We start from the raw sequence: 14,182 nt of genomic DNA on the forward strand, positions 1-14,182 counted from the left end.
AATCGGTGCAGAAACATTTGGAGCAGGATAGTGCCTGTCAGACACGGACCCGTGTCGCATGCCACCCACCCGCCACGCTAGGGGTGAAAGCACGATAGTGTGGAGGCGTGACTTTTCCAACAGTAGGTGTAGTAGGCGGCGGCCAGTTAGCCCGCATGATGGCTCCGGTCGCGATCAATCTTGGCGTGAAATTGCATGTGCTTGCCGAGGCTGAGGATGTTTCAGCCACCACGGCAGCCACGTATACGGTCGGTAATTATAAGGATTACGACACACTGGCAGCCTTTGCCAGCGGTGTCGACGTCGTCACCTTCGACCACGAGCATGTGCCAACAGAACATTTGCAACGCTTGCAAGAGGCCGGCGTAGCCCTGGCTCCAGGCCCCGCAGCGCTGGTGTATGCCCAAGACAAGCTGGTCATGCGCACCAAGATGGCGCAGCTAGGTCTACCGCAGCCAGCCTGGCGTTCCGTCACTTCCGTTGAAGAACTCGTGAGTGCAGGCGAAGAGATCGGTTTTCCGGTAGTACTCAAAACCCCGCGTGGAGGATATGACGGTAAGGGCGTCTGGGTGCTGGATACTGCTGACGAAGCTCGTAAGACACACGACTGGTTTAACGGTGAGCATCCAGCACTGTTGGTCGAAGCAAAAGTTGATTTTCGCAGTGAACTCTCAGCCCAGATTGCACGCTCCACCACCGGTGAGACCATCACCTATCCCGTTGTCGAGACGATCCAAACTGACGGCGTAGCCGACATTGTGAAAGCCCCGGCACCACAGTTGGCGGCCTCGACCGATCAGGCTGCGCGTACTGCTGCGGCAACTATTGCCGAGGCAGTAGGGGTCACCGGCATGTTAGCCGTGGAGCTCTTCCACACACCAGACACTGATGCCGGGTTCATGATCAATGAGCTCGCGATGCGTCCACACAATACGGGGCACTGGACTCAAGACGGCTCCCTGACCAGTCAGTTCGAGCAACACCTGCGAGCCGTTCTTGGTCTCCCGTTGGGCGCCACGGATCCGGTGGCACCCTACACTGTGATGAAAAACTATTTGGGTGCCGAAAACCAAGATCTCTACGGGGCGTTTCCCCTGGCGATGCAGAAATATCCGGCTGCCAAGATTCATGCTTATGGCAAATCGGTGCGTCCCGGACGTAAAATCGGGCATGTGAATGTGCTCGCCATCGATGGTGACCTCGACGCTGCACTGTCAGCGGCCATCGATGCTGCAGAAATTATCCGTCACGGCCGAACCGACTACACTCGCTAGAACCGTTATGCCCAAGGAGTTTCGTGTGACCAATACGCCCCGTACCCCTCGCGTTGCAGTTGTCATGGGATCAGATTCTGATTGGCCCGTCATGCAAGCCGCGTCAGAAGCGCTGGCCGAGTTCGGTATCGACCACCAGGTTGATGTCGTCTCTGCGCACCGTATGCCGCACGAAATGATTGAGTTCGGGAAAACCGCTGAAGAACGCGGCCTCTCCGTCATCATTGCCGGCGCCGGCGGTGCTGCGCATCTTCCGGGCATGCTCGCGTCGACGACTTCACTGCCGGTCATCGGGGTGCCCGTACAGCTCAAAACTCTCGATGGTATGGATTCGCTTTTGTCGATCGTCCAGATGCCTGCCGGCGTACCGGTTGCTACCGTGTCGATCAATGGTGCACGAAATGCTGGACTCTTGGCCGTCAAAATGTTGGCTGCTAACACCGGTGACGACGCCCACCAGCTCCGTGAGCAACTCAACGATTTTTCGACCAATCTGAAAGAACAAGCCCAAGCAAAAGGGGCAAAACTGAATACACAACTGGCTCAACGCGACAACCGCTAAACTGTCTCATTCGGTTTCACCAGCAACTTCCCCGACCATAATCGAGTAACAGTGACGAACACTTCCACACGAACTACCGCAGGCAAAACTGAGCGCCAAATTCGGCGCGAACTCAACGACCGCCTGCGCCGGTTGGAATACGGCGCTGCCCAACACGATCCTCTCAAGAATCCCTCAGAAGCGACCTTTGGCCAGCGGGCCAAACGTGCCGTCATCTTGATCATGCTGACGGCATTGGTTCCCGGTGGCGCCCAGTCTGTAATCGGGAACCACCGACTCGGCCGCATCGGACTGTCCGTCACTCTCATCAACTGGACTCTCATCGCCCTGACGGTTCTGGGGGTGCTCGTGGCACGTGGTTTCACCATGTCCTTGGCGTTCAACCAGTACGTCCAAAGTATCGGCATCTTCTACTTGGCAGCGATCGCAGCCGGCTGGCTCATTTTATGGTTAGATACCGCCAGGATTATCAAGTTCGTCAAACTCAAGCCCTCCGCACGCCCCATACTTGGGTTCCTACTCGTAGCACTGATGATCCTCACCTCCGGGGGCGCTGCCTACGGTGCCTACCTACTCAACGCTTCGACATCGTCACTGGGCGCAATCTTTGGCTCCGGCCCAGCCGTGGACGAATCTGATGGTCGTTATAACATTTTAATCATGGGCGCCGATGCGGGCGAAGGTCGCACCGGATTACGGCCCGATTCGATCTCAGTCGCCTCAATCAATGCGGATACCGGCAAGATCGTGTTGTTCTCGATCCCTCGCAACTTCCAAAATGCCCGCTTCGCATCCGACTCCCCGCTATGGAACGTCTACCCCGACGGATACAGCTGCGGTGACTCATGCATCGTCAATAGCCTGTACATGGATGTGACGAATAACCACAGCAGTCTCTACCCCACCTCCGACGATCCCGGTGCAGAAGCCATGATGGATGCTGCATCGGGGATCTTGAATCTTGATGTCAGCGGGTACGTCATGGTCGACATGGACGGGTTCTCCGAGCTCATCGATGCGATGGGTGGCGTCGAAGTGACGACCGGTGGCTGGACCCCTTATCGTGGGCAACGGCCCGACGGTGAATGGGGCAACGCATGGTGGAAGCCCGACACCTATACCTTGGACGGTGATGACGCTCTGGGCTTCGCTCGCTCGCGCAATTGGTCCACCGACTACTCCCGTATTCAGCGCCAACAGTGTGTGCAACAAGCTATGCTTAGCCAATTTGATGTGCCCACTCTGGTTACCAGATTCGAAGGGATCCTCGGTGCCGGAGAGCAAATGGTCGAAACATCTATTCCACAGTCCCAGGTGGGCAGTTTCTTGAATCTCGGCATCAAATCTCAGCGACAGGACATGGAGCGACTCACCATCGGCGCCCCTGACTTCGGCGACCAAGGCGAACAATTTTCCACGTATCCGGATTTCGATGAAGTCCACCAGCGCGTCGACGAGATGCTGACCGAGGATGGTACCCCGCCATCAGGAGCCCACCTCATGCAGCCTACGATTGGTATGTACTTCGCTCAAGCTGGCAGCGACGATCCCACCGCAGGCTGGGATCCCGTCCCCACCCAACCCGACGGTAGTGAGATCACCGAAGAATACTTGATGTGGGCAGAGGATACCGGTCAAGAGAATTTGCTAAGTGATGCTGCCGAAACCAATCACCAGTGTCATCCGGGCTAGACTTATCACGAGAAAGAAAGGCCAATCCACTTGACCAATCGTGTTCCGTCCGGTCAACAAACCACGATGTATCGTCTCACGGCTCCTGTGAAAGATTACGCCTGGGGTTCCACCACCCTACTGGCAGACCTCACAGGTACTGCTCCCTCTTCTACCCCGCAGGCTGAACTGTGGTTCGGCACTCACCCCACCACCCAGACCACCTTGTCCGATGGCCGCGCACTAGCGGACCTCATCGATCTTCCTTATTTGGTGAAGTTACTAGCCGCAGCGCAACCACTATCGATCCAGGCTCACCCAACTATCATTCAAGCCGAAGCGGGGTTCGCCGCGGAGAATGCGGCCGGTCTCGAGCTCGACGATCCGCAGCGCACCTACCGGGACGCTAACCATAAGCCAGAGATGCTCGTGGCGCTGACCGACTTCACGGCGCTGGCCGGTTTCCGCGATCCTGCAGCGTCGGCTCAAACATTTGGGGCTCTTGCCCAACTTGTTGAGCTCCCTGAACTTGCCGTCGCCTTAAGCAATATGGCGACCCAGCTAGCCGAAGGAAAGATCAAAGAAGTCTTTGGCCAACTCGTCGACACCGAATCACCATTTTGGCAATCTGATGGGTGGACCAAGACCATCTTCGATGCGGTCGAACACGCAAATCTCGATGACGACGCCCTTGTGAATGCCTTGGCGGCATCAAAGATTCACCCCGATGATCCTGGTGCGCTTGTCACGCTGCTTATGAACTTGGTTCGATTGTCCCCCGGTGAATCGATGTTCATTCCGGATGGCACCATTCATGCCTATGTCTCGGGGCTCGGCCTGGAAATCATGGCCACGTCGGACAACGTGATTCGTGGCGGGCTGACCATCAAACATATCGATCTTGAAGAACTCGACCGGGTGGTTCGGTATCAGCCTGATCCTCCACCTCTGCTCAGCCCACGAGTTGACCAGTCTGCAACCATGACAGTCACGCATTTCGAACCACCTGTCGATGATTTTGCGCTCACCCGCTATGACCTGCACGGCGACCAGCGATTGGCCGTGGTGCCCGACAGACCCCGTATTGCGATATGTACCGGTGGCACGGGCCAACTGATAAGCCAAGACGACACCATCGGAGTAACGCCTGGCACCGGGATCTACCTTCTTGGAAATGACCTGCCTGTCGAACTGTCCGCAGGCCCCAACGGTGTGACCATGTTCATAGCCTTCCAACCATGACACCGCACGGGCCCCAAGATGCTTGCCCAACCGGACTCTGCCACAGCTGTGATGCTCCTTGTTGGTGTTCGGGCACTGGTCACCCTTTGGTTGCGTGGCACATCCCCCATCTGGGTCACCGGACCGGTCCTGGCGGTCGTTGTAGCATCGGCAACCTGGATGATGCCAAAACGGCAAGAAAAAACCGCGGCCACTGACAACGAATCGTCAGCAACCGCGGCCTAGCACAGCAGCGGCTAGTTCGCTTTCTTCCACTTCGCCGGGCGGTGCTCAGCCTCAATGGTTCGCACCGTACCGGTCTGACCGCGCATCACGATCGATTGGGTTTCAACCCGGTTGGAGAAATAACGAGTACCACGCAACAGGTCGCCATCAGTAATACCTGTTGCCGCAAAGTAGCAGTTCTCGGTCGAAACCAAATCATTGGTGGTCAAAATAGCGTCTAAATCGTGGCCGGCGTCAATGGCCGCCTGGCGCTCTTCATCATCGACCGGGGCGAGACGTCCCTGAATCATGCCGCCGGTTGCTTTAATGGCACACGCGGTAATGATGCCCTCCGGTGTTCCGCCGGTGCCCAGCAGCATATCGACGTCAGTGTTGTGACGTGCTGCGGCAATACCTCCGGCGACATCGCCGTCCATGATGAATTTTACGCGCGCACCAGCTTCGCGGATTTCACGCACCAGGCTCTCGTGCCGTGGCCGATCGAGCACACACACGTTGAGCTGTGAGACTTTCTTGTCCAGCGCCTTCGAGAGCAGCTGCAGGTTCTGCTTGACCGGCAGACGAAGATCCACCATATCTGCGGCTTCCGGGCCGACTACCATTTTATCCATGTAGAACACGCTGGAAGCGTCATACATTGAACCGCGTTCAGCAACCGCCATCACAGAAAGGGCGTTGTTGTAGCCCATCGCGGTCAGCATGGTGCCATCAATCGGGTCTACAGCGACGTCGACCTTCGGACCCAGACCGTCACCAACCGATTCACCGTTGTACAGCATCGGGGCTTCATCTTTTTCGCCTTCCCCGATGACCACGGTGCCGTCCATGTGCACGGTGTGCAGAAATGCTCGCATGGCATCCACGGCAGCACCATCCGCAATGTTTTTCTCACCGAAGCCCACCCATTCGGAAGCACCGATGGCCGCGGCTTCGGTAACGCGGACGAGTTCCATTGCGAGGTTGCGGTCTTGCGTACCCGCACCTTCAAATTGTTGTGCCGAAGACTTATTCGTCATGTAGCTACTCCAAAAAAAACAGACTGTGCGGAGGAAAATTACTTCCCTATTCTAGCGCGAATATGGTCGCGGGTGAGTTTGGTGGCACAATAGAGTCGAAGAGTAAAAATTCTGGTGTTGTTGCAAAGGAAAAACCATCACTACCGAACACGATGAGGCTGTTGCCAAGCCAAAACTCACCAAGTCGCAGAGCAACCGAATGAGCCAGTCGGCTAAGGCGATGACCTACTCGGTGCTGGCAACTTTGGCGATCGTTCTGGGCTGGATGGCCCTCAACCCCCAGGCGGATAATGAATTTGATCCCGGTGTGGATGTCGCCGTTGCCGAAGAAGAAGTTGCCAAGGTGGCACCGTTTGTTCCAGCCAGCCTCAATACATCCGATACTTGGCGGGCAAACTACGCTCGCTGGGATTCTGGCGCCCAAGACGACATTCCTTCTTGGGAAGTAGGCTATTTGACCGAAGATGAAGAATTCTTTGGCATCGCACAAACCTCAAATGCGACCACAGGATGGGTTGATGACGAGGTCAATCCGGTCGGCGAAGCGACAGAAACCACTGTGGCAAACCATGACGTCACCCGCTGGGTCGGCGAAGATGAACACATCTATTTTGTTGCTGAATTAGAACAGCAGGCCAACTCTAACGAGAATGCCCAAGCGGAGCATAGAATCGAGCCGTCGGACACCATGACGTTGATCCTGTCCGGCTCCATGGACGAGGAATCGCTGCGCCAGCTGGCTGCTGAAGTTCTGAACCAATACCAGTAATTGCTTTACTGCATCGAGTAAACGACCCTGATCAAAGGAGCCCAAAATGCCCTCATCGTTATCGCCTCAAGAAGCCTGGGGGCTGCTCAAAGCCGGCAACGATCGGTTCGTAGAAGGCTCTGTCGATCATCCGCATCAGGATGCAGGATGGCGTGCAGCCCTAGCGGAGTCCCAAAGTCCACACGCAGTGATCTTCGGTTGCGCAGACTCGCGTCTAGCCGCCGAAATCATCTTCGACGTTGGCCTCGGCGATGTGTTCGTTATTCGTACCGCAGGACAGGTCATTGATGATGCGGTCCTCGGGTCGCTGCAGTTTGCGATCGAAGAAATCGATGTCCCGCTCATCATTATTCTCGGCCACGATAACTGCGGGGCTGTCACCGCAGCCGTCGAATCGATGGAAACTTCTGTGATGCCAAAGGGATTCATGCGTTCACTGGTCGAACGCATTATGCCGTCGGTTATGGCTGCCCGCTCCAAGGGAGTTACGGATGTCAATGGCACGGTCAAAGAGCACACCGACCAGACAGTCCATCGCGTCGTCGACACGTCCTATGCCGTTGCACAAGCGGTTGCTGACGGGAAAACCGCGGTTATGGGTATAACCTATTCTCTGTCCGATGGCACCGTCCAAATTGGCGATATTTTGGGTCCCGTCGAAGCGTAAACAGCCACAGATTTGACCAAAGCAGAAATACGCATCAACAAGGGTAGTTCCCAACTAGGATAAGGATTATGACAACGAAGTCTGATAATCAACAATTCCGTATTGAACACGACACCATGGGTGAAGTCCGAGTACCAGTAAATGCACTGTACTCCGCACAAACCCAGCGTGCTGTAGAAAATTTCCCGATCTCGGGCCAGGGTCTTGAACCAGCCCACATTCATGCTCTGAGCCTCGTGAAGAAGGCGTGCGCTGTTGCTAATAACGAATTGGGTGTTATTAGCGATGATCAGGCACAGGCCATCAAGTCCGCCGCTGATCAAGTCATCGCCGGCGAACACGATGATCAGTTCCCCATCGATATTTTTCAGACCGGTTCCGGCACCTCATCAAATATGAACACCAACGAGGTGTTGGCCAACCTGGCGAACCAGGCGTTGAAGGCAGCAGGCTCAGATGCCACGGTTCATCCGAATGACCACGTCAATGCTTCACAGTCCTCCAATGATGTATTCCCGACGTCGGTACACGTTGCTGTGACCAACGCGCTGATCAACAACCTCAAGCCAGCGCTTGTACACCTCGCCGAATCGCTAGAACGCAAGGCCAAAGAATTTGAAACCGTGGTGAAAGCCGGTCGCACCCACCTCATGGATGCAACCCCGGTGACCATGGGCCAGGAATTTGGCGGTTACGCCGCACAGGTTCGCTACGGCATTGAACGCATCGAGTCGGCTTTGCCTCGCGTGGCAGAGGTGCCGTTGGGCGGTACTGCTGTTGGCACCGGGATCAACACACCACTTGGATTCTCTGAGCGCGTCATTGAAATTCTGTCCGAAGAGTCTGGATTGCCGATCACTGAAGCTCGCAATCACTTTGAGGCCCAAGCAAACCGTGACGGGCTGGTCGAAGCGTCCGGACAGTTGCGCAACATTGCCTACTCACTGTTGAAGATTAATAACGATCTCCGCTGGATGGGCTCCGGCCCGAACACCGGCCTGGGTGAGCTGGCTATTCCTGATCTCCAGCCTGGTTCATCCATCATGCCGGGTAAGGTCAACCCTGTCATCGTTGAAGCCGTTTCGATGGTGTGTGCGCAGGTTATCGGAAACGACACCACTATCTCGCTGTCCTCCACCAATGGTGCATTCGAACTCAACGTAGGCATTCCCGTCATGGCTTCTAACCTCTTGGAGTCCATCCGCTTGTTGACCAACTCGTCGCACGTGATGGCCGATAAGATGATCGACGGTCTCGAGGCAAACGTCGAACGTGCCGCCTTCCTGGCTGGTGCCTCACCGTCAATTGTGACCCCGTTGAATAAGATCATCGGTTATGAGGCCGCCGCTGAAATCGCTAAATATTCGGTGGCAGAAAAAGTTACCGTTCGCGAAGCAACCATCGCGCTAGGCTACGTCGAACGCGGTGACATTAGTGAAGAGCAGCTTGATAAGGCACTCGACCCAATGTCGATGACCCGCCCAAGCTAGTCCAACACGTTTCCGGTGATCCTCGCACGTTTTGTGCGAGGATCACCTATTTAACAACGCGGCTGCTGTTAGCCGGGCTGATTCCACGATTGCAGTTGGTGCGACGCCAACCCGGCAATCCTTCCCGGTGTCATACGCATCCCGAAATCCCGTATTCCCGCGGTCAATGGCCCAGAGGCTTGCGCAATCCTACCCATCCAGCGGGACTGCCGCCATAATGCAGTGGTGCGTTGACGTCGCAGTTTGCTATAACGCTCGAGAACACCGCCAAGGTCGTTGCCGTCTACACCGCGCAACAGCATGGTGAGGGTAACTGCGTCTTCAATGCCTTGACCTGCGCCCTGGCCCAGGTTCGGGGTCATAGCATGGGCAGCGTCTCCCAATAGCGCCGTGCGGCCCAAGGTGAAACTAGCCAACGGCTTGGCGAGCTCATAGACATCATGACGCATGATATTTTCAGCTGGTGTTGCGGCCAGGCATGCAGGGATCGGAGCATGCCACGCACCAAATATATCGTGGACCACTTGCCGCTCATCAGCAAATACTCGATCTGCTTCAGTCGTCAGCGTCCCAAACCAATAGAGCCGGTTGTCAGGCAACGGCACAATCCCAAAGATGGCGCCACGTCCCCACGTCTCCCCCGCGGCATTGTCAATCTCGACAGGGGTGGTGGTAACGCCTCTCCAAGCGGTATAGCCTGCATACGATAACCCGGTTTCAAGGCCCAAACGTTCACGATTTTTGCTACGTAGCCCGTCGGCTACAATCACGAGATCAAATTCTTCGCTTACCCCGTGTGTCGAAATATTCGGTGCACCGTTGGTCGCGACATGTGCGGTAGTACCCGAGCGCAGCGTATCAGCGGCTAACTGGGCGACTAGTGCGTTGTGAAGGGCCACCCGGTGAGCGCTACGCAAAGTGGCAACCGAGGCCCTAGGCAAGGTAAGTAGCCAACTTCCGTCGGGTGCCCGTTGTCCGGCGTGCATCGTGGCAATTGCCCCACTTGAAACACTCTTGACCGTCTCAGACAGGCCCACAGCAGTCAGCGCGTCAAAGGCGTTACCGAATAACGTCAGGCCGGCTCCATCAGCCCCGGGGTGATCACGCTGTTCATACACGATAACCTCGTGCCCGTCACGCTGTAACCCACAGGCCGCTACAAGTCCGGCGATGCCGGCCCCAATCACTGCAATCCGCACTGAACCTAGCCTTTCTGACGTTTACTGTGAGTCTAGGCGTTACATCAACAGGGTCAGCAAACCGCCTACGAGCATTGCTGGTCCGAACGCGATACGAGTATTCTTCTTGGCTCCTTTGAACAGCACAAGATAGATGGCCTGGAGACCTCCTGCCAAAAACGCTAAGACGAAGCCCGCAATGACAGCTTCCCACCCGAGAAATCCCGTATACAACCCGATCCCGGCAGCTAATTTTACGTCTCCCATACCAAGCCCGGCACGCGTTAGCACATGCAGGATCAACATCGCAGCCAAGTACCCTGCCGAACCACCCACGATCATGAGCCAGCGATCGGCAAATATAGAATTCGCCGAGGCCGTCAGGGTTGTGGCGAGCAAAAGACCAGCGCCACCGATGAAAAGTAGCCCGGTCCAGCGATTGGGCAACCGGTGCTCGCGAATATCAATCACGAACAAAACGATGGAGCACATAAGAAACCAGAGCAGTGCACAGCTCAACAACATCACGGTCAATGGTGATGCGACAGTGGATGAGAAGTATTCGGTTAGCAGCTGAGTCACGAATGACACATTAGCTAATCACGCGTCTTGGAATGCAGTGTGTCGCAGCAGACTGTGGAGAATGGCGTACTTAGGAACCGTAGCGTCGGTTGCGAGTTGCGTAATCACGCAGTGCACGAATGAAGTCTACGCGGCGGAATGCTGGCCAGAGCGCTTCGCAAAAGTAGAACTCGGAGTATGCCGATTGCCACATCAAAAATCCTGACAGGCGCTGTTCACCAGAGGTGCGGATCACGAGATCAGGATCAGGCTGTCCTCGGGTATAGAGGCGAGCTGATATGGCATCAACGTCGAGCGTTTCGATGGCCTGGTCTAATGTGTAGCCCAGCTCGGATGTATCGGTCAGGAACGACTTTGCGGCGTCAACAATTTCTTCGCGGCCCCCATAGCCGATCGCTACGTTGACGTGGAGACCGGTGTTGTACCGTGTGGTTTCGGCGGTTTCGTTCAGCAGGTCGACAAGCGACTGAGGCAGAACGCGCTGGTCCCCCACCGGATGGACTTTCAGTTGTGTGCCGTCCTTGAGTCCAGAACCGAGCTGACGCAAAGTTTGGGCAATGATTTTTATCAGTGGTTCGAGTTCGGTTTTATCCCGGTTGAGATTTTGGGTCGATAGCATGTAGAGCGTGACGACCGGGATGTTAAATTCTGCAACCCAGTGCAAGAACTCGTGAATCTTTTCTGCCCCCACTTGATGTCCGTATGCGGTGGAGGCGCCCGTTTGTTTTGCCCAACGACGATTACCGTCCAGTACTACACCGATATGACCGGGTAGTTGGGCTTTCGTGAGGCTACGCGCTAGTCGACGTTCATAATACCGATAGACGACGTCTGGGACTCGCAGTGCACCGAATACAGATGTGGCCATGCGCTACCGTACCTAGTCGTTGCGTCCGGAATCGGGTTCTTTGGCTTCCAGTGTGGGCATATCCAGGTAGCCTGGATACTTCTTGCGTAGAAGTTCAGTCTGGCTTTCTGCCAGGTCGTCTATTTCAGAACGCTCACGATCTTCTTCAGACAAATCCGGTTGGTTGCGTTCTACCAGCATGTCTTCGGCTGTGGTGGAGCGCAGTTTGACGCGACGAATCTGCCGGATCATGATGCGGAAAACTACGATCGCGGCCAGCACGAAGGCAAACGTTGCCAGGAACCCTAAGATGCCTGGGGTGACGTCTTCATCGCGGAGTCCCTCGCGTAGCGTGGGATCTTGGACGCCGGTTATGACCGCAGTGGATAAAATCGTATAGAGCATGGTGACCTTAGTCTAGCGGGGTGTCTCGTAGCCCGGCGAATAAATCGTCTTCGGGCTGGCTGGTTTGCACCCGGGAGTCAATCAGCACGTAGTCTTCCCAAGGCCAGTGCTTGCGCAATAACTCATTTGGCGTAAAGAAAAACCCGCCGTGAGTATCAACCTGGGAGCGATGCGCACGCAGCGCCGCGTCACGATATTCCAGAAACGCATCCGTTTTGACCTGCGTGGTGACTTCGTGGTGAGTCAGTCGCCAGGCGTCCGGATCATCTTCGCCCGCGGCTACCCGATCGTACCAATCCAGACGGTCAGCATATGGGGAGTCCATATCGCTTTCCAGCATCGCGTTGTGGATGGCACGGATCTTTTCCGGATTGAATGCCCGGTCATAGTAGAGCTTAGATATTTCCCACGGTTCTCCAGTTCCCGGATAGGCATCTGGGTCGCCCGATTTCTCATAGGCTTCCATTGAGATGGCGTGGGTGCGCAGGTGATCCGGGTGAGGATAACCACCGATTTCGTCATATGTCACCATGACGTGGGGTTTGAATTCCCGAATCACGCGCATCAAAGGCGCAGTAGCATCGTGAAGAGGGATGGAAGCGAAAGATCCGGGTGCCAAGAGGTCCATAGGGTCCCCTGATGGGAAACCCGAGTCACGGAAGCCCAACCAGCGGTGCTCGATGTTCAGAATACGTGCGGCTTCGGCCATCTCATGGAAACGAACGGCAGTAATGTCCCGTTCCACTCGAACCGAGTCACCGTAATAGGGGTTGTTCAGGTCGCCCATGGCACCGTCAGTCGCAGTAGCCACCATGACCCGAGCTCCTGCATGAACATAGGCCGCCATTGTGGCTGCACCTTTTGAGGCTTCATCATCGGGATGGGCGTGGACGGCCAATAACCGCAGCCCCGTAGAATCAGGTAGACCTGAGTCGGTGACAGCTGGCAGCTGTGGATTGGACGACATGGCGTGGACTCCTTACATGCTAAGTTCTGGGGCTTAGGGCGTACAGAATTCGGACGACGGTGGGGGCTGTATTAGGCTATAACTCGATATGAATGCCAACTTGAATCAGGCAGCGTCTGCCGACAACAGTGTAGCTACCCGATATGGTGGCACCAAAAAGTCTCGCGTCTCGAAAAAAACCGGACGTATCATTGCTATTATCGCCCTTCTGGCAGCCATATTGGTGACGTTTTGGTTCGCTTTTTCTGGCAGCTCAAGTATGTTGGCTTATAAGAGTGTTGGCTACCAGATTCATGATGACTCGTCAGCCTGGGTTGAGTTCGAAGTTACCAAGGAACCAGAAGAAACTGTGGCCTGTGCCGTACGCGTCCTCTCCGATAATGCGGCCGTTGCAGGATATCGCACCGTTGTCATAGGTCCCGAAGAGGACACCGACCAGGCTGGTAAAGACTTGACGAAATATTATGACGCCGATATCCGCACCGATCAATTGGGCTCATCCGGTGAGGTCGAAAACTGCTGGTATGTCGAAGACGAGGAAGCACCCAACCTGACAAACCTGCGGGACTACTAGCCGCTGATGGATGGCATAGAGCTTGAACCCTTGCCATTGGCAATCGCTTCGATGCTATGATGAGCACCGGTATATTCCAGAACTGTCGCCCCGTTTGCACATATTTGGTGCCACGGGGCTTTTAGTTTGATGAATGAGACAAGTAAGGAGGCCGGAATGGCCACAACCAACGGCACACCATGGCTGACGCAAGCAGCCTATGACCGGTTGAAAAATGAGCTCGACGAAATTTCCGGTCCATACCGTCAAGAAATCGTGGACCGCATTGAAGCGGCTCGCGATGAAGGCGACCTGCGTGAAAACGCCGGCTACCACGCTGCTCGTGAAGAGCAGTCTAAGAATGAGGGCCGCATCCAAGAACTCAAAGCCCTGCTGGAAAACGCTGAAGTTGGCGAGTCAGCAGCCGATGATGGCATCGTCAAGCCTGGCATGCTCGTTGAGTGCAAGCTTGCAGGCAATGAAATGAAGTTCATTCTTGGCTCCCGCGAAATCGCCGGTGACGGCAACACCGAAGTGTATTCCGTTGCCTCACCATTGGGTGCTGCTATCGAAGGTCATAAGGCCGGCGATACCGTGAGCTACAAGGCGCCAAATGGTAAAGACATCGAAGTAGAACTGGTGTCGGTCACTCCGTACGACGGCTAATTTTTGGGCGCTCTTCTATAGACGCGTCAATTAGATAACCTCGCTTACAGGTGGTCTTTCCTCATTGG

At 55.5% G+C, this 14,182-nt stretch carries 16 protein-coding genes; 10 read left to right on the forward strand and 6 right to left on the reverse strand.

Annotated elements, in window-relative coordinates; genetic code table 11:
- Window positions 1-107 precede the first annotated feature (107 nt).
- Genes G583_RS0100960 through G583_RS0100980 form a run of 5 tightly spaced genes read left to right on the forward strand, consistent with a single transcriptional unit; the run spans window position 108 to window position 4,974 of the window.
- Window positions 108-1,274, forward strand: a complete 1,167-nt coding sequence (locus G583_RS0100960) for a 5-(carboxyamino)imidazole ribonucleotide synthase (RefSeq protein ID WP_022869320.1) — start codon at window positions 108-110, stop codon at window positions 1,272-1,274.
- Window positions 1,275-1,281: 7 nt separating this feature from the next.
- Complete coding sequence (purE, locus tag G583_RS0100965; RefSeq protein ID WP_051129585.1) at window positions 1,282-1,836, forward strand: 5-(carboxyamino)imidazole ribonucleotide mutase; 555 nt, start codon at window positions 1,282-1,284, stop codon at window positions 1,834-1,836.
- Window positions 1,837-1,887: 51 nt separating this feature from the next.
- Entirely contained in the window at window positions 1,888-3,528 is a 1,641-nt protein-coding gene (locus G583_RS0100970) for an LCP family glycopolymer transferase (protein ID WP_022869322.1), read from the forward strand.
- Between the two features lie 30 nt (window positions 3,529-3,558).
- A complete protein-coding gene (gene manA, locus G583_RS13420; RefSeq protein ID WP_022869323.1) occupies window positions 3,559-4,749 on the forward strand; it encodes a mannose-6-phosphate isomerase, class I in 1,191 nt (396 codons plus the stop codon).
- A gap of 18 nt (window positions 4,750-4,767) precedes the next feature.
- Complete coding sequence (locus G583_RS0100980; protein ID WP_022869324.1) at window positions 4,768-4,974, forward strand: hypothetical protein; 207 nt, start codon at window positions 4,768-4,770, stop codon at window positions 4,972-4,974.
- A gap of 11 nt (window positions 4,975-4,985) precedes the next feature.
- On the opposite strand, the gene glpX is transcribed toward G583_RS0100980, so the two are convergent.
- Window positions 4,986-5,990 (reverse strand): class II fructose-bisphosphatase, encoded by a 1,005-nt coding sequence (gene glpX / locus G583_RS0100985; protein WP_022869325.1) that lies wholly within the window; start codon window positions 5,988-5,990, stop codon window positions 4,986-4,988.
- A gap of 199 nt (window positions 5,991-6,189) precedes the next feature.
- Here glpX and G583_RS0100990 point away from each other — a divergent pair, with 199 nt between their 5' ends.
- The 3 genes from G583_RS0100990 to G583_RS0101000 all read left to right on the forward strand — a co-directional run bounded on the left by G583_RS0100990 (window position 6,190) and on the right by G583_RS0101000 (window position 8,916).
- Window positions 6,190-6,759, forward strand: coding sequence for a DUF4245 family protein (locus G583_RS0100990; protein ID WP_084677200.1), 570 nt, complete (start codon window positions 6,190-6,192; stop codon window positions 6,757-6,759).
- A gap of 46 nt (window positions 6,760-6,805) precedes the next feature.
- On the forward strand, window positions 6,806-7,426 hold the full coding sequence (locus tag G583_RS0100995; RefSeq protein ID WP_022869327.1) for a carbonic anhydrase: 621 nt from the start codon (window positions 6,806-6,808) through the stop codon (window positions 7,424-7,426).
- A gap of 68 nt (window positions 7,427-7,494) precedes the next feature.
- Entirely contained in the window at window positions 7,495-8,916 is a 1,422-nt protein-coding gene (locus G583_RS0101000) for a class II fumarate hydratase (protein WP_022869328.1), read from the forward strand.
- 68 nt (window positions 8,917-8,984) lie between these two features.
- Here G583_RS0101000 and G583_RS13425 read toward each other — a convergent pair whose 3' ends face one another.
- The 5 genes from G583_RS13425 to mca form a co-directional block, all read right to left on the reverse strand.
- Window positions 8,985-10,115 (reverse strand): FAD-dependent oxidoreductase, encoded by a 1,131-nt coding sequence (locus G583_RS13425; RefSeq protein ID WP_022869329.1) that lies wholly within the window; start codon window positions 10,113-10,115, stop codon window positions 8,985-8,987.
- Between the two features lie 39 nt (window positions 10,116-10,154).
- Window positions 10,155-10,676, reverse strand: coding sequence for a prepilin peptidase (locus tag G583_RS0101010; protein WP_022869330.1), 522 nt, complete (start codon window positions 10,674-10,676; stop codon window positions 10,155-10,157).
- A 70-nt stretch (window positions 10,677-10,746) separates the two neighbouring features.
- Window positions 10,747-11,544 carry an isoprenyl transferase gene (locus G583_RS0101015; RefSeq protein ID WP_022869331.1) on the reverse strand — a complete coding sequence of 266 codons (798 nt, stop codon included), beginning with the start codon at window positions 11,542-11,544 and terminating at the stop codon, window positions 10,747-10,749.
- Window positions 11,545-11,556: 12 nt separating this feature from the next.
- Window positions 11,557-11,928 (reverse strand): hypothetical protein, encoded by a 372-nt coding sequence (locus G583_RS0101020; protein ID WP_022869332.1) that lies wholly within the window; start codon window positions 11,926-11,928, stop codon window positions 11,557-11,559.
- A gap of 7 nt (window positions 11,929-11,935) precedes the next feature.
- Window positions 11,936-12,895 (reverse strand): mycothiol conjugate amidase Mca, encoded by a 960-nt coding sequence (mca, locus tag G583_RS0101025; protein WP_022869333.1) that lies wholly within the window; start codon window positions 12,893-12,895, stop codon window positions 11,936-11,938.
- Window positions 12,896-12,983: 88 nt separating this feature from the next.
- On the opposite strand from mca, the gene G583_RS13430 reads away from it, so the two are divergent.
- A complete protein-coding gene (locus G583_RS13430; RefSeq protein WP_022869334.1) occupies window positions 12,984-13,469 on the forward strand; it encodes a DUF4307 domain-containing protein in 486 nt (161 codons plus the stop codon).
- A 156-nt stretch (window positions 13,470-13,625) separates the two neighbouring features.
- Window positions 13,626-14,114: a transcription elongation factor GreA gene (gene greA / locus G583_RS0101040; RefSeq protein ID WP_022869336.1), complete on the forward strand. Its 489-nt coding sequence runs from the start codon at window positions 13,626-13,628 to the stop codon at window positions 14,112-14,114.
- The last annotated feature ends 68 nt before the right edge of the window (window positions 14,115-14,182 follow it).

Source organism: Yaniella halotolerans DSM 15476 (assembly GCF_000420805.1).
In the GTDB taxonomy this organism is placed as follows: Bacteria; Actinomycetota; Actinomycetes; order Actinomycetales; family Micrococcaceae; genus Yaniella; species Yaniella halotolerans.

What these genes read in the sequence shown, in the direction of transcription:
- greA (WP_022869336.1), top strand. Translation starts at nt 13,626, where the DNA reads ATGGCCACAACCAACGGCACACCATGGCTGACGCAAGCAGCCTATGAC.
- mca (WP_022869333.1), bottom strand. Translation starts at nt 12,895, where the DNA reads ATGTCGTCCAATCCACAGCTGCCAGCTGTCACCGACTCAGGTCTACCT.
- G583_RS0101015 (WP_022869331.1), bottom strand. Translation starts at nt 11,544, where the DNA reads ATGGCCACATCTGTATTCGGTGCACTGCGAGTCCCAGACGTCGTCTAT.
- G583_RS0101000 (WP_022869328.1), top strand. Translation starts at nt 7,495, where the DNA reads ATGACAACGAAGTCTGATAATCAACAATTCCGTATTGAACACGACACC.
- G583_RS0100990 (WP_084677200.1), top strand. Translation starts at nt 6,190, where the DNA reads ATGAGCCAGTCGGCTAAGGCGATGACCTACTCGGTGCTGGCAACTTTG.
- purE (WP_051129585.1), top strand. Translation starts at nt 1,282, where the DNA reads ATGCCCAAGGAGTTTCGTGTGACCAATACGCCCCGTACCCCTCGCGTT.
- G583_RS0100980 (WP_022869324.1), top strand. Translation starts at nt 4,768, where the DNA reads ATGCTTGCCCAACCGGACTCTGCCACAGCTGTGATGCTCCTTGTTGGT.
- G583_RS13430 (WP_022869334.1), top strand. Translation starts at nt 12,984, where the DNA reads ATGAATGCCAACTTGAATCAGGCAGCGTCTGCCGACAACAGTGTAGCT.
- glpX (WP_022869325.1), bottom strand. Translation starts at nt 5,990, where the DNA reads ATGACGAATAAGTCTTCGGCACAACAATTTGAAGGTGCGGGTACGCAA.
- G583_RS0100995 (WP_022869327.1), top strand. Translation starts at nt 6,806, where the DNA reads ATGCCCTCATCGTTATCGCCTCAAGAAGCCTGGGGGCTGCTCAAAGCC.
- G583_RS0101020 (WP_022869332.1), bottom strand. Translation starts at nt 11,928, where the DNA reads ATGCTCTATACGATTTTATCCACTGCGGTCATAACCGGCGTCCAAGAT.